Genomic DNA, 20,393 nt, shown 5'->3' on the forward strand with positions numbered 1-20,393 from the left:
AGAGCATTGATAAGAAGACAGTAACTCACCAAGTCGCTATTTTACTAATTAAGACTAATACGGGGAAGACGGGTCGCGGTGCTATCGAAAAGAAATAACTCGTCAATCTCGATGTTGCTGAGAAATTCGTAGAGCGGAAACTGCTCGACGACGGCCCGGACCTCAGCCGCGTCCTCGCCGTTCATGGTAATCCAACCCCGCGAGCGGTCGGCACTGATGGCATAGGTTTCCACTACATTTTCGGCAAGTAGGTGGTTGATGAAGGCGCGGTGTCGCGGAATGAGCGCCATGAAAGCGTCATCGAAAACATCCGGGAGGTGGAGCGAGACATGAAAGCGTGCCATAGATGGGAGGAGAACTAGCAGCCCTAACGGCTGGCTGGTAGAGAAAGTTAGATCGTCAGGAGAGGAAGGCAACTTTTTGACCGAAAAACCAGAATAGGCGGGTATGCATTTTTCTATCATCACCCCTAGCCACAACCGGCGGCAGTATTTGCCCGAAGCGGTTGCCAGCGTCCGCGCTACCGTAAGTGCCCCCCTCGACTTTTCTTACGAACATTTGATCTACGAAAATGGCTCCACCGACGGTTCTGCCGAGTGGCTGAACAGCCTAGGAAAAGATGGTCCTCCGCTACGTTATTGGACGCACTCGGAGCGCATCTTGGCCGGTCCGGCCCGCAACCGGCTCGTGCGCGAAGCTTCCGCCGACACGTGGATCGTGCCCCTCGACGACGACGACATTCTGCTCCAGCGTACGTTGTTCCACTACGGCACCCTCATCGAACAACATCCCGAGCAGCCTTGGTTTGTCGCCGATTTCCTGCGCATGGATGAAGAACGCCGCTATCTGCCTAGTGAAGACTACTACGCCTGGAAGTTTGAAACATCCACTGAAATGCTTCAGGCCATCTTTAAAGCCGAGCACTTTATTCAGGGGAACGTGTGCTATAGCCGTGCCCTATTCGATGATGTAGGCGGCTACGATGAGGAAATCGAAATGGCCGAAGACCTAGATCTGTATGTGCGTTTCTTGCTCGCCGGGCACCTGCCCGTGCTAGCTCCCCACATCAGCCACCTGCACCGCTTCCACACCAACAACGTCAGCATCGGCGTCGATGCCGATAAGCACAACGAAGACCTGCGCATCATCTACGACAAGTACGCGGAGGAGCTACTGCAGCTTGGCATCACAAGACCCTAGCATGGCTGAGTGGCTGAGTAAGGTACGAGAACAATCACTCAGTCATTCAGCCACTCAGTCACTCTTTGTAGACCACTCCGCCTTTCATCACTAGCCGTACCTGCCGCAAGGCGCTTACGTCCTTAGTGGGGTCGCCTTGCACGGCTACCAGGTCGGCGAGCAGACCGGGAGCGACTCGGCCCCGGTCTGCTAGGTGAAAGACCGTAGCGTTGCCGCTGGTAGCTTGTTGCAGCACCTCCAAGGGCGTGAAGCCGTAGTCGTGCACCAGTAGCTCCATCTCGCGGGCGTTGTCGCCGTGGGCAAATACACCTACGTCGCCGCCCATCACGAACGTGACGCCTGCCTTGCGAGCGGCTTGCACGCTCGCCCGTTTTTCTTGCACGCGGGCCGGCTCGGGCGTCTGGCCTTTGCGCCAGCCCTGATACTGCAAAATGGCATCGCCGGCCGCCACGGTAGGGCAAAGCGCAACCTGATGCTGCTTCATGAGTTTGAAGATTTCGGGCGTGCCGTTGTCGCCGTGCTCAATGGTTTCGACGCCCGCCAAAATGGCGCGGCGCATACCTTCGGGCGTAGAGGCGTGCGCTACCACCGGGCGGCCAGCTGCCTTAGCGGTTTGCACAATAACTGTTAGCTCTTCCTGCGAAAACGTGGGGTGCGACGGTTCGCCTTTGCCCCAGCGATAATCAGAGTACACTTTCACCACGTCGGCGCCCTTGCCCATTTGCTCCCGCGTGGCGCGCGCTACGCCTTCCGCTCCGTCAGCTTCCTGCGCACCCTGCGGTAGCGTTACGTCGGTCGAAAGCTTGGGGCCGTAGCTGCCCGTTGCTACCAAGGCGCGCGTGGCGATAAGCAGGCGTGGGCCCGGGACAACGCCTTGGTCGATGGCTTGCTTCAAGCCTACATCCGCGTAACCCGCGCCTTCGGTACCTAGGTCGCGGCTGGTGGTAAAGCCGGCCAGCAGCGTCCGTTGCGCGTGCACCGTGGCGCGGGCGACACGCAAGGCTTGCGACTCAGTGAGCACCTGATCGTTCCAGGTCGTCTCGTTATACGGGTGCAGCAGCAGGTGCGAGTGCCCTTCAATAAGACCGGGCAACAAGGTTTGGTTGGCTAGGTCGAGCGTGCGAGCCCCCGCCGGGGCTGTCACCTGAGCTGCAGGACCTACGGCGGTAATTTTGTTGCCGCTAACCAGCACCACCCAGCCAGCATGCAACTCCTGCCCATCGAAGACGGCTGCAGGCCGAAGCAGCGTTGCAGTTGGCGCTGTTGGTGCCGGGAGGGTTTGAGCGAAGGCTGTAGAAGAAACCGCGACGAGAAACCAGCACGCCAGATGGCGAGGAGAAAACAAATTGGAAAGTAACATGCGAACAAATAGCAACGCTTGATGATAAGGAACAAGCACCATAGTAAGGACAACAAAAAGCCCTGACAGCTGCTGCCAGGGCTTTTTGTTTAAAACGAAACGCCGGAGGTGCTTACGAGTGACCTAGCTCTGCCACAGCGGGCAAACTACGGTCGGAGCGGGCGGGAGCCGGTGCAGTGCCAGATGCCGATGCGGCTGAGCTAGCTTCCCATTGCCGGAAGCGCGAAATCTCCTCCGCAAACTTGCTGATAAACCAGCTGATCAGCGCCACATCGTCTAGCAGGCCTACCACGGGGATAAAATCGGGGACCAGATCGAGCGGCGACAAGAAGTAAAGCAGCACAGCCAAACCGGCGATGATGGTGCTCGTTTCTATTTGTCGATAAGAGCCCGTGATATAAGCACTTACAAGCGCTATCATGGTGCGGCCCATATCTACTATCTGCTGGATAGGACCATTATGGCTGTTTTTATCGTCGAGCTTGGCGGCTACTTCTCGCAGCACAACGGCTACGCGGAAAGGCTTACCGAATAGCTTGCCCGCACGCTGAAGGAATGCACTGAAGATGACATTTTTGGAAATCTGAAGACCTCTTTGAACGAGAGAAGACATGAGTAGACAAAGGCTATAATGAAGGGAGAGAATGCCTTTGTTTACGTGCTGAAGCTGCTCCGCGTTATGGCAAAGACACAACGAGTTTTCGCGCTACAGCTATCAGCAACAAAAAAGCCCACCTAGGCAGGTGGGCTTTTAGTAGGAAAGCTAGGTCCGCAAGACTATTGCTTCACAAAGCGCTTCACGTAGGATTGTTTCTCACCCGTGAGCTTCAGAATGTACATGCCGGAGCTCAGGCTGTTGAGGTGCTGGTTGATCTGCTCGTTGAGGGTCTCCAAAGAACCGCTGGCACTCAGCACCGTGCGGCCATCTGTGGTGCTTACCTGCAACCGTAGTGACTTGCCTGACTCAGGCGCGCTCAAGCGCAGCGTGTTGGCTACGGGGTTGGGGTACACCTGAAGCTGGTCGTTAGCCAGCGCGCGTTTGTTTGCCGTCACGTTGCTGAACAGATAGCGCGTGAGGATGGGGTAGTGGTCGGTAGTCGTGTTGCCGTAGTTCTGCACTAGGCTAGCGGCGTTGGTTAGCACGGCGGCCGAGCCCGGAATGTAGTAGCTGTTCATCTCGTTCGACACAACCACGTGGTCGATCATGTCATTGTAGCTCACGGTCGACTTCTTACCAGCTAGGCTCAGAGGCAGTGTTAGAGCCGGGTAGTTGGCGGCGTCGGAAGTAAAGGAGCTATACGAAGTGACCGTAGTACCCGCATCCGAGGTAATCGTGACATCGAGGTCGTCGTTGAAGTCGCCCAGAATTACGATGTTCTCCGAAGGGTAGTGAGCATCTAACTCGGCTTTCAGTTGATCGGCGGCAGCTTTGCGGCGCTGGTACGAGGTAGCCGTAGGAGCAGTGTTGGCCTTGGCATGAATCACCACAAACTTGATGTGTTTCGTCACGCCGTTCAGCGTCACGTCGGCATCCATCACGTAAGGGAAGCGGCCACCCGACCACGGGTTGTAACCCGGGCACGCTTCGGCTTCGGAACACCGGAAGAGTGAAGAAATCGTAACGTTGCTCAGCAGGCCCGTCTTGTACACGAAAGCTAGCTTCTGTGCGCCAGCGTAGTCTGGGTCACTTGGGTTATCGGCGTAAGAACCGTAGCGCGACACTTTGTAGGTGTAAGGACCGCCGGGTAGTTGGCTCACCACGCTAGCAAGGCGTACTGTATCAACCACTTCCACAAGCGCATATACGTCGGCTTTAATCGAGTTCAGAATGGTCTGAACGTTGGCTTGCTGCTGGTTTTTGTTAGTAGGGCCGTTCTGCGTCGAGCCAAACCACTCTAGGTTCCAGTTCACCACTTCCAAGGTGTTGTCGGTATTGTACGTGTTGCCCGTAACCGGGATGGTCAAGCTCGTAGCGCCGGGAGTTGCGGCGGTCAAGGTACCTGTGTAGTTACGGCTAGCTTGCGTCGGCGCAAACCGCACCGTGATGTTCTTGCTAGTGCCGCTTGCTTCGGCTACTGAGTACGTCACCGTCGAGCTGAAGGCAGTTCCGTCTTTGGAGAGCAGGAACGCAGGGTCAGAAGACGTGATGGTGGCCGGTCCCGTCAGGTTGTTGAAAGTAAGGCTTAGGGTTTGGTTGGCGGTGGTGTTAGCGGCTACGTAGTTGAAGTCGAGGCCGCTAGCAGCGTTGCTGAACAAAGCAGGTGGGGGTGGGGTGCTAGAGTTGAGCAGGCTAATGTCGTCCAACGTCCACCGGGCCCCATCTTCGGTAGAAGAGGTATACACGAAAGCTAGGTACACTTTCTGGCCCTTATAGGCGCTCAGATCAATGTTGCCCGTCTGCGTCCACGTGTCTGACGCTTGGCTTGGGAACTGAACCGGAACATCCGTCCAAGCCACGCCGCTTGCCGTGGGGCTGCCCGTGCCCGAGTAGTTCGTGGAGATGCGCAGTTGCAGCGGATCACCGGTGAAGGCTACGCGGCTCCAGAACGAGAACAGCGGGAAGTTGTAGCCAGTAGTCAGGTCGTAGGCGGACGAGATTAGCCAGTCTTCGTTCGTATTGTTGGTGCTGTTCGCGTAGCCGTTGATTTGTACGCCGTTTGGCTTCGAGGCCTTGCCAGTGGGGTCAGAAGCATCGTGGCCGAACGCGGTGCAAGCCCAGGTTTGGGCCCCTGATACGCTAAACTGCGACCAGCCATCGGAAATTGAGGTAGTGCAGTTGTCAAAGGCCGAAAGCAAATTGTTCGGATCGACGCCGTTGCCCGTCACTGCTACGCTGCGGGTGGTAGCGCCGGTGCTCACGTTGGTGATGGTGCCGCTGGCAGTACCCTGCGCGGTTGGGGTAAAGCGCACCGCTACCGCCCGGGCCATGGTTAGCTCCGCGGGCGAGTACGTGAGGGTAGACGTGAAGTCGGTGCCGTTCTTCGAGATGGTAAAGCGAGCGGGCGCCGTTACCGTAACGTCGCTGGTGAGGTTAGCAGCCGAAAGCGTGTAGTTCTTAGTGGCCGAAGTAGTGTTGATGTTTTGGTTCCCAAAGTCAAGCGTAGAGGGAGCTACCGTCAGGGCCGGCGTGTCACCCGTTGGCGTCGACCAGGCCAGTGTGAAGTCGTCGATAGCCGAAGTCGGACGGTTGCCCGAGCCGGTGCTGGCCGCAACGGTCACAATGCGAATCCATATTGGCCCCGTTAAGTTGTCGAGCTGGGAGCCGAAATCAACCGTAATGGGCTTGTTCGTGAAGGCAGAACCGCCGGTGGTATTGCCGGTGCTCACCGTTGTGAACGTGCTGGGCATGGCGCCTGTGCCGTAGTCTACCTGCCAACTAGTCGTGCGTGTCGAGGAGGCATCAAGCGACTGAAGCAGGAAGTTCAGCTTGAAGTCTGTGCGGCCGCTGGTGTTAGCTACCTGAAACACGAAGGCCGCGCCGGGGTCACCAACTGTGCCCGTCTGGCGCACGCCTAGGGCGCGGTTGGTGGAAGCATCTTGTTCGGCTGAGGTAGATGTTGCCGTTAAGCCTGTAGCAGACGCCAGATTCTTGAAAGCACCGCTGGTATTGTTCCAAGCCGTTTTGGCTGTGGTCAGGGTTGCCGTGGTGCCTAGCGCGGTGGTGGTAGCGGCCGTACGAACGGTGAAGCCGGTAGGCAAGCCACTGCCAATGCCGTCAAACGTTTCGACGTAAGGACTCGTGGCAAGCGTCGCCTGTGCCCAGGCGCTACTCGCTGTGAGCAGCGAAAGCGCACATCCCGCTAGTAAGCGGGAAAAGGGTAAACGGTTTTTCATCGAATAGGTGTTAGGGGAAAAGTGAAGTAAAAGTACAAGGTTGGAGAAATAGTAATGTTACTATTATATTATAAAAAGACAATACAATCTTTTTATTGTTGCATCTGACCAGCTAATTAGTTGCTAAAGGATCTTGTTAAAGCCCAATACCTTACTGTATCCAGCCATAGTAATTGTACAGTTGGCGGTTAGGTAAGCTCTTATTAGCTAGCTCGACTTATACGTAAAAAGCGTGGGCTCAGGCAACTATAGTTGCCTGAGCCCACGCTTTTTTGTCATGGTTGCACGAAAAAGTATGCGACTACTCAAATAAGCATACCGAGCCGCCCACCCAATCTTTATTCTTGTTGAAGTCCACCCCGATCATAGCGCCGCGGCTCAGGCGACCTAGGTTCGTGATGAGCATGGGGCGGGCTGCCTGTTCGTGCCAGATATAGAGCATCCGGATTTCGCACTTCACCAGCCCATCGGGCGACTGAATGACGGGCTCGTAGTGTACTTTGCGTTGGAGCAAGTAGTTGTGCTTGTCCGAAATGGCATCCAAATCTGCCGCTGTCACGTCGAGCCGCACGCCGCTGCCGGCAAAAGAAAACAGCGGCTTGAGCACATAGTTCTCCAAGTCAGCGGGGTAGGAGGCTAGGTCGCTTAGGTAATGACTTGGCGGCACGAACGGATGGTGCAACAGCGGCATGGTGTACTTGCTGATGCGAAAGAACCAGTTGGGGTGGCCCACCCACTTCACGTCCACATCATCAGTCAACCGAAACTCGGTTTTGAGGTCGGAGTGCTGCTCTAGCTCATCAAAGATGAGACGGTTATAAATGCGCTTGATTTCAATTCGACGTCCGTCTTTCTCGTAATACAAGTGGCGACCGTCTTTGCGCACCTTCGTCAGGCAGACTGCTTCAACCCCGATACCCCGGCGGGTTAACTCGAAGTCGAGGCGGGTTTTCTGCTTTTCGGGGAAGAGCTCCAGCAGAATTACATTCTCCGGATTCTCGTCCGCCACAATGAGCTGCCGCAGTTGGGCAAAATACTCAGCTGAGCTACTTACGTTGAATAGCTGCGACACCGTATCCGGGATAGGATAGAACTGCCGAAACTTACCTGGTAAATAGTCCTGAAAAGCGTAGAGGGAAGGAAAGCCTTGTAATTCAATCAACTGAGGCTCTAGCTCGCCGTCGGCGTTGCGACATACCGCATAGTCGATAGCGAGAAATGCAGTGTGCGCATCCTCGTGCGGTACGCGCTGATGAGGTGGCACAGCACCTTCCGTTAGCTGCTTGAAGTTGTCTGCCGTCAGTACGTCGATGATGCTTTCCCCCGCGCTGATCAGCTTGTCGCGCAGCGCTGCTGGCACAAAAATCGGCGTTTCCGCAATCCGAAAGTCCAGCAACCCGGGCAAGTCCGCTGCCATCGAGGCCTGCATTTCTTGGTAACGCTCCGGGCTAAAAGCCTGATTGAAGGTGGCGCGGTATTCGGGAATCATAGGAGAGAGGTTGACGGGCAGAAAAGAAGCTAAGCGAAATTCGCCTAGCTATTTACGCTGAACTCGGCGGGGGCCTGTTGTTCCAGCAACGATTGGATAGAGGTGCGTAGGAAAGTGGGCAGAATGGCCGATTCGGTTAGCTCAATGGCATTAGGGTCTTGCAGAAGCTCAACCATTTGGTAGTACTTCTCCTCCCCATAATTCTCAATCACCGACTGCCGTTTTTCCTCGGTTTGCATGTAGCGCAGCATACCTTCGCCGTCGGCCTCGGGGTGAAACTGAGTGCCGAAAACCTCTTCCGTGAAGCGAATGGCCATTAGCGCTTGCTCCAAGGGCACGTGCGGCCGCTCTTTCTCCAAGGCTAAAATCTGCACCCCGAGCTCCGCAATGCGCTCCGAAGCGGGCTGCGTCACTTGGTAGTCGCGCGAGTCAAGCACGTAGAAAGGGTTCGGTAGCGTGCTCAGGAACGGGTCTTCTTGGCCGGCTTCCGTTTTCGGAATGGGAAAAATACCCAGAGAAGTTGATTTGCGCTTGCTCAACACGCCGATGCCTAGGTGCCGGGTGAGCAGCTGAAACGAGTGGCAAATGGCAAACAAGTATTTTTTGCGCTCATGCGTCCGGTTCCAGGTCAGAATGCCGTCGAGCAGCGCGAAAAAAGGCTCCTCCCACGGTTCTTCTGAGGGGAAAGGGCTGCCAGGGCCGCCGCTGGAAAGGTAAATGTCGTAGCTAAGGTCCGGAATTTCGTTCTTAGCTCGCACATCGAATACGTCAAACGCAAGTGCAATGGGGCTATCTGCCTGGGTATGGCGAACTTGCTGCACAATGCAACGCATGCCTTCGTTAGGGGCGTTGTTGTACAGGTCAAGAATGGCAACTTTTAATGGTTTCATGCAAGAAGACGGCAGCTGTTACGCCACCGGATTAGGAAAAAGCCAATGTGCAACAAAGGTCGTACCGACCTAGGTGCTTGGCTTAGTGAGGTATAGAAAAGCACACGTCGGCGACTACCGTCGACGTGTGCTTCCTAGTATAACAGCCTAAAGCCCGTAGTGGGTTTCCGAAATGATGTAATCCACTACTTTCTTCAGGTCGCCGGTTTGGCGGAATACGGCTAGCTGCCGGTCGGCGCCGGTACCAAACTCCATCATTTTGAGAATGTATTCCACCTCATGGCGGCTGCCTAGCTCGTCGAGCACGTCGTCCACAAAATCGAGAAGTTCGTGGATGAGGGCGCGTGTGGGCACTTCTTCCTGCTTACCGAAGTCGATCAGCTTGCCGTCGATGCCGTAGCGGGCGGCGCGCCACTTGTTCTCGTTGATGAGCGCCTTGCGGTAGAGTCGGAAGTTGAGGTTCTGCAACTTCAACTTGTAAATTTTTGCTACCAAGGCCTGCATAACGGCCGCTACCGCGACCACCTCATCCACGCGCATCATCATGTCGCAGATGCGGTACTCGATGGTGTTAAAGAACGGGTGCAGACGCAAATCCCACCAGATTTTCTTGCCGTTATCGATGCAGCCCGTTTTCACAAGCTGCTCAATGTACTCGTCGTATTCGCTGGCGCTGCCGAAGTAATCGGGAATACCGGTGCGCGGGAACCGCTCGAACACTTTGGTACGGAATGATTTATATCCCGTTTCGCGGCCTTCCCAGAAAGGTGAGTTGGTGCTGAGCGCAAATAAGTGAGGCAGAAAGTACCGCAGCGAGTTCATCATGTACACCCCTAGGTCACGGTTTTCGAGCCCAATGTGCACGTGCATACCAAAAACTAGGTTGGAGCGGGCAGCGTCCTGGAGCTCCTCCACGATTTTGTCGTAGCGGGCGTCGGGCGTAATGGGCTGATCTTGCCAGCGCGAGAACGGGTGCGTGCCCGCCGCGGCAATCTGCAAGTCCACATTACCAGCTAGGTCGATTACCTGACGGCGCAAGTGCATTACTTGGTCGCGCGCCTCATGAATGTTGTGGCAAATGGTCGTGCCAACCTCCACCACCGACTGGTGCATTTCGGCTTTCACTTGCTCCTGCAACACCATTTTGCCCCCTTCCACGATCTGTGACATGTGCGAACGAAGGTCGCGCGTGATGGGGTCAATTGTCTGAAACTCTTCCTCGATTCCGAGCGTGAAAACCGGCAGTGCCATAATGAATACTACTAATAGGTAAGGAGGGGATGCTGCACCGGGCAACCTAGCTCCCTTCCTGCAAGAAGGAAGCTAGGTGTGAGGCATTCTTATTCTTGAGCTTTCTTTGCCTTCGGAGCAGCGGCTTTCTTCGGAGCAGCTTCCTTTTTAGGCGCTGCTTCTTTCTTGGGCGCTGCTGCCTTCTTAGCAGGCGCTTTCGCCGCCGGAGCAGCCGGAGCTGCAACGCCAGCCGCGGCGGCCGAACGCTGCACGAAAGTGCCCCACGTTAGGTTGTCTTGGCCGGGCTGCTGCGCCTGCGCACGCTCGATGGCGTAGTTCGCGGCGGTTTCTACTACCCACTCAAAGTTCTCCTGGCCAACGGAGTGAATATCCGCATCGGGGGCAGGATTGCCGAAGTCGATAGCCAGTGGAATACCGTCGCGCACGGCAAATTCTACGGTGTTGAAGTCATAGCCTAGGCCTTTATTCAGCTTCAGCACGTAGTCTGTCATGGTAGCTAGCAGCTTTTCGCCAGCTGGACCCGTAGTTTTCATCTCCGTGGCGTAGCGCTGGTGGAAATCGTTGCGGGGCTCGTAGGGCATGATGCGCACTTCTTTGCCGCCGATGCAGTAGCAACGGAAGTAGTCGGTGAACTCTACCGCTTCCTGGAACAGCATCACGAGCTGGCCGGTAGCGTCGTAGGCGCGGAAGAATTGCTCGGGGTTATCCAGCTTGTACACGCTCTTCCAGCCGCCGCCGGAGTGGGGCTTCATGAAGGCGGGGAAGCCGATCTTGGCGAAAATAGCGTCCCAGTTTGTCCACTCCAAGTTACGGAAGGAGTTGTGGCTCGTGTCGTCGGGGCGCTCCTTGGAGGGCAGCAGCACGGTGCGCGGTACTGGCACGCCAAGTTGCACGGCCAGGGCGTTGTTGAAGAACTTCTCGTCGGCGCTCCACCAGAAAGGATTGTTAATCACGGCGGTGCCGGTCAGGGCAGCGTTTTTGAGGAAGGCGCGGTAGAAAGGCACATCCTGCGAAATCCGGTCGATGATGACTGCATAGTCGTTTGGAACAGCTTGTTCCACCATGTCAATCTTGACGAACTCAGCAGTGATGCCGCTGGGTGCTTTCTCGTTGATGCGGTCGATGAAAGCTTGGGGGAAAGTGTTTTCCTGGCCGAAAAGAATACCGATTTTTTTCATGAGCGTAGTACGGGGTAGTGATCCGTAGGAGAGAATGAAACGAATGTAGAAAAGACGCCGACGAGCTAGCCGGCGGCTCTAAGTACTTAAATCTGCGACAAATAATGCGGGAACATGTCGCGCCACACTGGCCAATCGTGCGAGCCAGGCCGGATGTCGAGCCAGTGACGGATGCCTTTGCGGTTCAGAATGTCGGACATTTGCAGCGTGGAAGGCTTGCAGAAATCGTGTTCGGCCGTCCCTAGCACGATGTTCATTTGGTAGAGATGATCGTTCTGGGCATTGGGCATGTAGTCGGGCGGGTTGTTGTAGAAGAAATTTTCGTCGTAGTACCCGTCCATGAACTGGCGCATGTCGTAGGCGGCACCCATGGCAAAAAGATAAGCAACTTGCTCGGGGTGGCGGAAGGCGAAGTTCAGGGCCTGATAGCCGCCGAAGCTGCACCCAGCCACGCCAATCTTATCGACGCTGCACTCGCGCTGCAACATGGGCACGAGTTCCTGGCTGATCATGGCGTCGTAGCGCATGTGGTTTTGTACGCGCTCGGCCGGGTGCAGATGCTTGGCGTACCACGTATGCGCATCCACGCTGTCGATGCAGTACAGCTTAATCTTCTTATTCTCAATAAACCACTGCACCGACTCAACGAGCTTGAAGTCTTTGGCTTCGTAGTAGCGGCCCCGCGAGGTCGGAAAGACCACGATGGGGTAACCCCAGTCGCCAAAGACCAGCATCTCCACATCGTGGCCTAGCTGGTGGGAGTAAAACGGACGGTAGGTTTCCTGCAAAATCGTAGCGGTTTAGTGAGCAGGTAAATAAAGGAGAACCGAGCGAAAACACCTCATATGTGGTGCGTAATGCTCGGGAGAAGCCGAAAAAAGTGCTTTATTGGTAGCACGCCACGTACTGGCTTGCTTTATTTGAACGATGAGTCAATATTTTTCTACCCAGCGCCAAACGGTGACGGTCCTGCGCAATCAGTCGATAGATTCGATTCCATTAGAACGTACGGTTCGGCTTGATGTAGTGTTACCTCCGCATTTCGACCCAGCCGCCGGACCTTACCCGGTTCTCTACTTAAATGACGGGCAAGACCTTAACCGGCTACGTCTGCCTGCTACGCTCAACGGGTTGTATCGGCGCCAGGCGTTGCGGCCGTTTGTGCTGGTCGCCATCCACGCTGGGGAGCGAATCCGCGAGTACGGCACGGCTGCCCGCCCCGATTTTTTGAACCGCGGCGAGAAAGCCGGGCTTTACACCGAGTTTATGCTGCGCGAACTGATGCCGAGCGTGCAGGAGCAATACCACGTCAGCGCCGACCCTAGACAGGTGGTGGTGGCAGGCTTCTCGCTCAGCGGCTTATCGGCTTTCGACTTGGTGTGGCATCACCCGGAAGTGGCGCGGCGGGCGGGGGTGTTTTCGGGTTCGTTTTGGTGGCGGAGTCGCGCCCTGAGCGAAGGCTACACCGATGCCGACCGCATCATGCACAATTTGGTGCGCCACGGGCAGGCCCACGCCGAGCATCAGTTTTGGCTGCAAACCGGCACCCAGGACGAAACCAACGACCGTAACCACAACGGCATCATCGACTCCATCGAAGATACTTTAGACATAATGGCCACGCTGACGCGCGTCGGATTGCCCGAGCCCTCGGTGCGCTACGTGGAAGTAGTCGATGGTCGGCATAATCAGCACACGTGGGCCCACGTGATGCCCGATTTCTTGCAGTGGGCTTTCGGCGTCGATGCTAGGTCGGGCTGGCAGATAAGTCGTCCGCCCATGAAGGCGATTCCGTCGCATCACTGGGAAAGCACGCGCCGCATGATCAACCGCCGCCATCCACGCATGCGAAAGAGGAGGAATAGCAGTTACTTAGCAGCCTCATCCGCTCCTTCTTCCGCTATGAACCCCATCACGACGCGCCCGGCCCCCAGTGAGTACCTAGAATACTACCAAACGTACATCGGCTATATTCCCGAAGGCGCTGACCCCATTGCGCATCTACAAGCGCAGTTCTGGCAAGTGCAGCAGCTCACCAACATGCTCACCGACGAGCAAGCGAACCTAGCGTACGCGCCCGGCAAGTGGACTATCAAAGAAGTGTTGCTGCATATCTTAGATACAGAGCGCATTATGGCCTACCGCGCCCTGCGCTTCGCCCGCGGCGACCAGCAAAACCTGCCCGGCTTCGAGCAGAACGACTACGTGCCGAACTCCGGCGCTAATGAACGACAACTCTCCGACATCGCGGCCGAGTACGCGGCCACACGTGCGGCCACAGTGGCGTTGTTTCGCACATTTACGCCCGCTCAACTCGACCGTGCAGGTACGGCCAATAATGGTCCGGCAAGTGTGCGCGCCCTCACGTATATTGTAGCCGGCCACGAAGCGCATCACCTGCATATTCTGCGTGAGCGGTATCTGCCGCTTTTGTAAAATCAGGCGAAAAGACGCACAACACCGCTTTGTGCCCTTGCGTTAGTAAACTTCCTTATTCACCACCACCTACCGTTTCATCATCATGGCAAAAGCACAAGACGCCCGAAAAGAGAAGAAAAAGGAGCCTGTTAAAACAACCAAAGAAAAGAAGGCTGCTAAAGAGGAAAAGAAGCAAGCCCGCGCCCGCAAGCAGGACTAGCTTCGCTAAAAGTGACGGAGCGGCTGGGTGACTGCGTGAATGTCAGAACGACAACACGCAGTCACTCAGCCGCTCCGTTATTTCACAGCGTGTAATAAGGCTCCTGCTCTTTGTCGTGGTGGCGAATGTAGCCGTGCAGGGTGAGTTTGATCAGGGTGCGGTAGGCGCGGCGCTGACCTAGGTTCAGCAGCTTCATGTACTGCGCTAGCGTGATGCGCGGGTTTTTGCGCAGATACTCCAACACCGCTAGCTCTTCTTTATTCAGCGGAATCTTTTCGAACGTCGGTTCGGAGCGCTCCAAAACTTTCTCGGTCAGGCTGCTGGTTTGCACACTTTCGTCGCGGACGCGCACGTAGCCGCGCCAGTCGCCGGGAGCCACTTGGGCGCGGTGCGGTTTTTGGCTGCTTTCCTGCACCGTCACAATGAGCACAGTGCGGCCATCTTCCTCTACCTCCTTGAAACCTAGGCGCAAGGGCGGCTCCACGTAATGCTCAGCTGCTTCGCGCAGCACGTACATTTCCTCCTCCGTGTCGCGCACGCCCACAATGCGGCCGTCATCATCCACGCCTACTAGCACGCGCCCGCCGTGGGTGTTGGCCAGCGAAGCTAGGGTGCGGGAGATGCGGGTCGGATGGGTGGTTTTCTTCTTGAATTCCAGCCGCTCACCTTCGCCTTGCCGGATCAATGCTTGGAGGTCTGTCATCTTCTGTTTGTCTTACGCTATTGATAGTCAACGATAGTGGTCCTACGACTCCAAAGTCGTAGGACCACTTTGTTCTATCACTACAACTGTCCAAGTCCCGTTTCTTCCTCCGAAATGCGCCAGAGTCGGCTCGCTTCTGCCCGGTTCTGCGCGCGGCTAGAGCAGCGGCCCGGCTTGTTATGCTTGAAGTATTGCCCTGATACTTTTTCCACCTCTGGCAAGCTAGCTAGGTAGATGCTGGTTTGGGCACCTTGCTCGGGCGTAACCATAAAAGGGCGAGCCAGCCACCACAGCGCCTTGATGAGCCGAGAGCTATTTGGGTTCACCAAGCCCGTGTCTACAATGCCAGGATGCAGGCAATTAGCCGTTACGCCCGTAAGGTCGAGGCGGTTCGCTAGCTCATTGGTGAAGAGAATGTTGGCTAGCTTGGAGTCGCAGTATGCCGTGAGGGAGCTGTACTTCTCGGGGTCGTTGCGGGCTTCTTGGGAAGATTCTATTTCGCCCAGCCAGTGTGCGTCCGACGCTAGGGTGATGATGCGCGCTTTATCGGCGGCGGTTAGTTTCGGCAAGATCAGGTTGGTGAGCAGGAAGGGGGCTAGGTGGTTCGTCACCCAACTCAGCTCATGGCCTTCGCTCGTGATGGTAAGCGGACCCGGCACAATGCCAACGTTATTAATAAGGACGTCGAGCTTTTCGTAGCGGCGGTTGATTTCGTCGGCTAGCTCCCGCACGTTGGCGAGCAGGGAAAAGTCGCAGAGCAGCACGTCGGGTTCGGACCTAGGGGCAGCTAGTTGCACTACGGCGCGGGCGCTGGCGGCGCGGTCGGGGTGGCGGCACACCAGCACAAGGTGCGCCCCGCGGCGGGCTAACTCCCGCGCCGTCACCAATCCGATGCCGCCGGAGGCACCCGTTATCAGCACCGTCTTACCACGAAGTACTTGTTGATCAAAAGAGCCAACCATGCGAGGGAGAGAAACTAGGAATGCTCCACAAAACGGGCCAACCTAGGGGATGTTGCAAAAGCAATAAACGACAAAATGCAGCGGGTGGCTTTCGGGGGAGGTCGGCTTAAGGCAGTAAGATAGGTAAAGCGTGGTATCTGACCGTTGCTTAAATAGAAGCCTACTACTAAGAGATGGGGGTAAACGCAGCACCAATTAAAGTAAAGGCGTAAGCTAAACCGTCTTCGTAATTGTTGACTGTACCTGTTAGGCTTTCCCCTTCATGAGTTTACTTACCTCGTTAGCGCGTCAGGTGACGCAGCAGGCCACCATTGTTGCCGCACAACGTGTTGCGGCCCACGCGTATCATCTCACGTTAGCTAGCCCGGCCTTCGTCGATTGGAAGTATGTACCAGGCCAGACGCTGAACGTGTTTTTCGGCCTAAGTGCCCGCGGCGAAGCGGCCACCTTACGCAAGCGAACCTATTCTGTATGGGACTATAACCCGCTTACCGCACAGTTGGAGCTAGCTGTTTGCACCTTCTCTGATGGGCCGGGTGCCCGCTGGGCTGCTCAGTGCCAACCCGGCGATGAAGTGAGCTTCTACGGACCGGGTGGCAAGTTCCTATTAGACCCGACTGCCACAGGTTTTGCGTTGCTCGGTGATGTGTCTTGCCTGTCACACTTCTATTCGCTTCGTCGACAGATTCCTGCTAACGTTCCAGTAATCAGCGTCATTCACGCGCCACACGCCGACGATTGTTTCCCTGACCTAGACGGCAGCTCACCGCTGCACTTTGTGGTAGCCGATAGGCTTTCAGCGGAGCAATACCTAGCTGCTGCAAAAGAGCAAGGGCTTCAGACTTCGCCTCAAACGCTGATCTACTGGGGCGGGCCGCAAACAACCTGCGTTGCCGGGCACCGACTGCTTCAACGCGAATGGCAATGGCCCGATCGGCTGTTGAAGACGAAGCCGTTTTGGAAGTAGAATAATTAAATTCTCCTATTTATCTTGGGAGTATGTTCACTGCCTTGTCTCGCCCACTCACGTTAGCAATTACAATATTACTAAGTGGTTCTGCTATCTGCCTGTCCGCTACTGGTCAGACGCAGGACCTGTCGAAGTCGGCTAGTTTAAAAAAAGCTTCAGCTTCGGCGTTAGCAGTCCGCTCTGGCGAGTCTGGATTACTAGTAGCTGATCCGGTGTATAGCTACGTGCAACTAGGAAAAGGAGTCGCGCATAATAGCTCAGATGTCACGGCTCAGTATGATGAAACTGAGGTGCTGCATCGGGGAGTGGCGCAGCGTCTGCCTGGCGAATCAGATACTACCTTTTTGAAGCGAGTACTCCCGGTTTCGTTCCCTGCCTCTTCCGACTTAGTTACGTATGCGTGGCGACCTAGCTCCTTTGGGAAGCAACTGTTCTTTTCGGTGCAGGGCAGCGGCGACAATGAGTACGGGCGTGACCTATTCGTGCTCGATCCTTACCAGGCCAATACCTATGCGGTGCAAGTCCTAACGCTAGAGTCGATGGGCGACGCAACCGACCTAGCTGCTCTCTTTTTTGCAGACGTTGACCATAATGGCCAAAAGGAATTACTGACGCTACTCGAATGCAGCTTGCGCGAACCAGCTTTTAAGAAGAAAGGGCAGCAGTACTACGGACGTGTAGCACATTATCAGACGTTGGTGTTTCAGTGCATCGGCCTAAGCAGTGCCGGGCGCCCTCAGTACCGACTGGATGCAACACCTCGTGCCTATTTGGATGAGCTGCCCACTGCTGCCGCCATTCGTCAAGCATTAGCTCAGCATCAACAGAAATTACCTCAGCCCAAAACAAAGGCTATAAAGTAAAGAAGAGCGAATACAGAGGAGTACTGATCAAATACGTTCTTCAACAAAGGCGGCCCCAACAAAAAAGCCGCTCCTGATCAGGAGCGGCTTTTTCTTCAAAGTCAAAACCTAGGTATGCTTAGAAAGGCAGATCGTTGTCGTCGTCGCTGGCGATAGGCGCAGCGGGTTGAGCACGCAAGTTCGGGTTTTGGTTGGCAGCAGGACGCGGAGCCGGAGCAGCTTGCTGGGAGTAGCCACCACCTGAGCTAGCTGGAGCAGCACCACCGGCAGCCGACTCAATGCGCCAAGCTTCTAGGTTGGTGAAGTACAGCATCTGACCGTTTTTGTTGAAGCCGCGGCCGCGCAGGTTGAAGGTTACCTTTACTTCGTCGCCAATTTTGTAAGGGTCAATGAGGGCAGTTTTGTCCTGCACCATTTGGAACTTGATATGCTCAGGGTACTGGCCATCCTGAACTTCCAGCACGAACTCGCGCTTGCGGAATTTCTCGCTCACCTGTTGTTCATCGAAGATTTCGTGCAGGCGGCCGGTAGCTTCGTAAGCCATAAGAAAAAGATATTGAGAGTGAGATTAGTCATCCAAATATACGAACAAAAACCCGCTTTGGCTAGGTAGCTCGGCCAAAACCGCGCTCCGCTGGCTGCGTACTGAGGGGTGGCTAGGCCGCGAAAGTAGGTGCTTTTAGCCTCCAAATGCGCCTTTGTAAGCAGCTTAACTTCACCCAAATTTTTCACTCTTTGTTCTTCTTTTCCGCATGAATTCTCCTCTCGCTCTAGCCGTGCACGGCGGTGCTGGTACCATCTCCCGCGACCAAATGACGCCTGACCTCGAGCGCAAGTACCGCGACGCGCTGCAACAGATTATTGAAACCGGCTACGATGTGCTGCGCCATGGCGGCTTAGCCCTCGATGCGGTAGAAGCGGCCGTGCGTGCCCTCGAAGATAGCCCCATGTTCAACGCAGGTAAGGGCTCCGTTTTCACCCACGACGGTCGCCACGAAATGGATGCCGCCCTCATGGATGGCCGTGACCGGTCGGCCGGAGCAGTGGCGGGCGTGCGCAACATTCAGAACCCGATTAGCCTGTGCCGTCTCGTGATGGAGAAGTCGGACCACGTGCTGCTGGCCTGGCCCGGCGCCGAGGAGTTTGCCCGCGAGCATAACGTGCCCACTCAGCCCGACGACTACTTTTTTACTCAGCACCGCTATGACCAGCTCCAGGGTGCGCTGAAAAGTGGCAAGGTTCAGCTCGATCATAGCCACGACGGCTCCCAGAAGGAAGACCCCAAAAGCAAGATCGGAACCGTGGGGGCAGTGGCCCGCGACCGGCACGGTAACCTAGCTGCTGCCACCAGCACCGGCGGCATGACCAACAAGCGCTATTCCCGCATCGGCGACTCGCCTGTGATTGGCAGCGGCACCTTCGCCGACAATCGCACGTGCGCCATCAGCTGTACCGGCACCGGCGAATTTTTTCTGCGGGCCGTTGCTGCCTACGACGTGGCCTGCCTCATAGAGTATCGTGGCCTGAGCCTGGCCGAGGCCTGCAACATCGTGGTGCACGACAAACTAGCTCCCGTCGGCGGCGATGGTGGTTTGATTGCCGTCGATACGGCCGGGAACCTAGCTCTGCCCTTCAACTCTGAGGGCATGTACCGCGGTACGCTCACCTCCGAGACTCCTTTGTATATCGGTATTTTCAAGGAGTAGAAGGCCTAGCTTTTTTGCATTGCATACACCGGAGCTAGCCGGTAGGAGAGGTCCTTTCAATTGGAAGCTGCCAAGTGCTTTACCATTCGTCGTGCTGGATGGTTGCCTGCTCCATCACGCATAGTGTGCTGGGCGTAATCGTGTTATCGATTCGGATAGATTTGCGCAAAACATCATCTACTAAGATATCTGCCTTCAGGTATGCGCCGGGCGGAACCCGATTGCCGGCTTTTATTCGTTTGAAGGCAAGGGTAACATAATAGTCTTTGCTGGTCAGAACCTTGTACGTGGTGATGGTGCCCTTCGCTGTTCCGCCGCTAATATCAGTATCCATGTTTTTTGTGGGGCCAGAGCCATCTTCCTGATTGCAGCCAGCATTGACATAAGCACCTAGGTCGTCGAGCTTCGCACCGGTGTAGCGCACCTTCACCGTATGCATAGCAGGCGCTGGGCCATCCATTTTCGCATTATCGTCTGAGCAGCTAAGTAGCGGTAAGAGAGCGGTAAAGCACAGATAAGATAGGAGGGGTAGCTTCTTCATGGCTTTGCTATAGAGGTTCTTAGGAAATATATATACTATTTTTTAATAGTGCTTCATACGCTGTTGCTTAAGTTTAGTAGTCTGTTGCTGGTTGCTACACAGAACCTCCTTAACACTTTTGTTTACTTACGCATCTGTAGAAACCAATAACTCCAATAGCTAATCTACCTAGCCAGATACGGCCGTACCACCTTGGTCCACAAGGCGTAACCAGCGGGCGTCATGTGCAAACCGTCGGATTGGAAAAGCTCGGGACGAGGTTTACCATCGGCCCCAAGCATGGGAGGACCTACGTCGACAAATTGCGCCCAGCGGTGCGTTTTGGTGTACTGTTGAATTTGCTTGTTGGCCATTTGCATCTTCTCATATTGGGCAAAGCGGGCCAAGCTAGGTTTGATAGCAATGTAGAGCAAGCGGGTGCCGGGCAGCTCACGGTGCAAGCGCTCGGCAAACGTGCGAAACTCCTCCATGACTTTTTCGGGCGCCACACCAGCGTTGATGTCATTGTCGCCGGCGTAGAGCACCACCTGCCGCGGATGGTAAGGCGTAATCAGCTTGTCAAAGTAGTGGTTTACGTCGCTGAGCTGGGAGCCCCCAAAACCGCGGTTCAAGACCGGGCGGCTCGGGAAGTCTGTTTGCAAGGTTTGCCACATCCGGATGGAAGAGCTACCGGTGAACACAATACCGCGCGCAGGTGGGGGCAGCAGGCTGTCTTGATGGGCAAAGGCAGCAATTTCGTCGGCGAAAGGGGCTATGGTTTGCGCGTGCAGGGCGACGGGCAAAAACCAAAAGATTAGTGACGCTAGCC

General features: G+C 55.6%; 19 protein-coding genes. 5 read left to right on the plus strand and 14 right to left on the minus strand.

Going from position 1 to position 20,393, the window contains the following annotated elements:
* Positions 1 to 44: 44 nt before the first annotated feature.
* Positions 45 to 344 (minus strand): hypothetical protein, encoded by a 300-nt coding sequence (locus SD425_RS11495; protein WP_324678629.1) that lies wholly within the window; start codon positions 342 to 344, stop codon positions 45 to 47.
* A gap of 103 nt (positions 345 to 447) precedes the next feature.
* Between SD425_RS11495 and SD425_RS11500 the strand changes: the two genes are divergently transcribed.
* A complete protein-coding gene (locus SD425_RS11500; protein ID WP_324678632.1) occupies positions 448 to 1,200 on the plus strand; it encodes a glycosyltransferase family 2 protein in 753 nt (250 codons plus the stop codon).
* A 58-nt stretch (positions 1,201 to 1,258) separates the two neighbouring features.
* Here SD425_RS11500 and SD425_RS11505 read toward each other — a convergent pair whose 3' ends face one another.
* The 8 genes from SD425_RS11505 to SD425_RS11540 all read right to left on the minus strand — a co-directional run bounded on the left by SD425_RS11505 (position 1,259) and on the right by SD425_RS11540 (position 11,990).
* Positions 1,259 to 2,560, minus strand: a complete 1,302-nt coding sequence (locus SD425_RS11505; RefSeq protein ID WP_324678634.1) for an amidohydrolase family protein — start codon at positions 2,558 to 2,560, stop codon at positions 1,259 to 1,261.
* A 112-nt stretch (positions 2,561 to 2,672) separates the two neighbouring features.
* Complete coding sequence (locus tag SD425_RS30005) at positions 2,673 to 3,173, minus strand: YkvA family protein (protein WP_416381031.1); 501 nt, start codon at positions 3,171 to 3,173, stop codon at positions 2,673 to 2,675.
* A 164-nt stretch (positions 3,174 to 3,337) separates the two neighbouring features.
* Positions 3,338 to 6,394: a T9SS-dependent choice-of-anchor J family protein gene (locus tag SD425_RS11515; protein ID WP_324678636.1), complete on the minus strand. Its 3,057-nt coding sequence runs from the start codon at positions 6,392 to 6,394 to the stop codon at positions 3,338 to 3,340.
* Positions 6,395 to 6,695: 301 nt separating this feature from the next.
* Positions 6,696 to 7,883: a hypothetical protein gene (locus tag SD425_RS11520; protein WP_324678638.1), complete on the minus strand. Its 1,188-nt coding sequence runs from the start codon at positions 7,881 to 7,883 to the stop codon at positions 6,696 to 6,698.
* Between the two features lie 44 nt (positions 7,884 to 7,927).
* Positions 7,928 to 8,773, minus strand: coding sequence for a type 1 glutamine amidotransferase (locus SD425_RS11525; protein WP_324678640.1), 846 nt, complete (start codon positions 8,771 to 8,773; stop codon positions 7,928 to 7,930).
* A gap of 147 nt (positions 8,774 to 8,920) precedes the next feature.
* Positions 8,921 to 10,018, minus strand: coding sequence for a carboxylate-amine ligase (locus tag SD425_RS11530; protein WP_324679530.1), 1,098 nt, complete (start codon positions 10,016 to 10,018; stop codon positions 8,921 to 8,923).
* 95 nt (positions 10,019 to 10,113) lie between these two features.
* A complete protein-coding gene (locus tag SD425_RS11535; RefSeq protein ID WP_324678642.1) occupies positions 10,114 to 11,202 on the minus strand; it encodes a hypothetical protein in 1,089 nt (362 codons plus the stop codon).
* An 86-nt stretch (positions 11,203 to 11,288) separates the two neighbouring features.
* Positions 11,289 to 11,990 (minus strand): esterase family protein, encoded by a 702-nt coding sequence (locus tag SD425_RS11540; protein WP_324678644.1) that lies wholly within the window; start codon positions 11,988 to 11,990, stop codon positions 11,289 to 11,291.
* Positions 11,991 to 12,129: 139 nt separating this feature from the next.
* Between SD425_RS11540 and SD425_RS11545 the strand changes: the two genes are divergently transcribed.
* On the plus strand, positions 12,130 to 13,638 hold the full coding sequence (locus SD425_RS11545) for an alpha/beta hydrolase-fold protein (protein ID WP_324678646.1): 1,509 nt from the start codon (positions 12,130 to 12,132) through the stop codon (positions 13,636 to 13,638).
* A gap of 284 nt (positions 13,639 to 13,922) precedes the next feature.
* Here the strand turns inward: SD425_RS11545 and SD425_RS11550 are convergent, their stop codons facing one another.
* Positions 13,923 to 14,543, minus strand: a complete 621-nt coding sequence (locus tag SD425_RS11550; RefSeq protein ID WP_324678648.1) for an ATP-binding protein — start codon at positions 14,541 to 14,543, stop codon at positions 13,923 to 13,925.
* Between the two features lie 80 nt (positions 14,544 to 14,623).
* Entirely contained in the window at positions 14,624 to 15,505 is an 882-nt protein-coding gene (locus SD425_RS11555; RefSeq protein ID WP_324678650.1) for an SDR family oxidoreductase, read from the minus strand.
* A 262-nt stretch (positions 15,506 to 15,767) separates the two neighbouring features.
* Between SD425_RS11555 and SD425_RS11560 the strand changes: the two genes are divergently transcribed.
* Together SD425_RS11560 and SD425_RS11565 are read left to right on the plus strand one after the other, a co-directional pair.
* Entirely contained in the window at positions 15,768 to 16,472 is a 705-nt protein-coding gene (locus tag SD425_RS11560; RefSeq protein ID WP_324678653.1) for a siderophore-interacting protein, read from the plus strand.
* A 227-nt stretch (positions 16,473 to 16,699) separates the two neighbouring features.
* Positions 16,700 to 17,338 carry a hypothetical protein gene (locus tag SD425_RS11565; RefSeq protein ID WP_324678656.1) on the plus strand — a complete coding sequence of 213 codons (639 nt, stop codon included), beginning with the start codon at positions 16,700 to 16,702 and terminating at the stop codon, positions 17,336 to 17,338.
* Between the two features lie 118 nt (positions 17,339 to 17,456).
* On the opposite strand, the gene SD425_RS11570 is transcribed toward SD425_RS11565, so the two are convergent.
* Positions 17,457 to 17,882: a DUF3127 domain-containing protein gene (locus SD425_RS11570; RefSeq protein ID WP_324678658.1), complete on the minus strand. Its 426-nt coding sequence runs from the start codon at positions 17,880 to 17,882 to the stop codon at positions 17,457 to 17,459.
* 208 nt (positions 17,883 to 18,090) lie between these two features.
* Between SD425_RS11570 and SD425_RS11575 the strand changes: the two genes are divergently transcribed.
* Positions 18,091 to 19,044 carry an isoaspartyl peptidase/L-asparaginase gene (locus SD425_RS11575; RefSeq protein WP_324678660.1) on the plus strand — a complete coding sequence of 318 codons (954 nt, stop codon included), beginning with the start codon at positions 18,091 to 18,093 and terminating at the stop codon, positions 19,042 to 19,044.
* 79 nt (positions 19,045 to 19,123) lie between these two features.
* Here the strand turns inward: SD425_RS11575 and SD425_RS11580 are convergent, their stop codons facing one another.
* Both SD425_RS11580 and SD425_RS11585 read right to left on the minus strand, forming a co-directional pair.
* Positions 19,124 to 19,585, minus strand: coding sequence for a hypothetical protein (locus SD425_RS11580; RefSeq protein WP_324678661.1), 462 nt, complete (start codon positions 19,583 to 19,585; stop codon positions 19,124 to 19,126).
* Between the two features lie 164 nt (positions 19,586 to 19,749).
* Positions 19,750 to 20,367, minus strand: a complete 618-nt coding sequence (locus SD425_RS11585; protein ID WP_324678663.1) for an SGNH/GDSL hydrolase family protein — start codon at positions 20,365 to 20,367, stop codon at positions 19,750 to 19,752.
* Positions 20,368 to 20,393 lie beyond the last annotated feature (26 nt).

The organism is Hymenobacter sp. GOD-10R (assembly GCF_035609205.1).
GTDB lineage: Bacteria > Bacteroidota > Bacteroidia > Cytophagales > Hymenobacteraceae > Hymenobacter.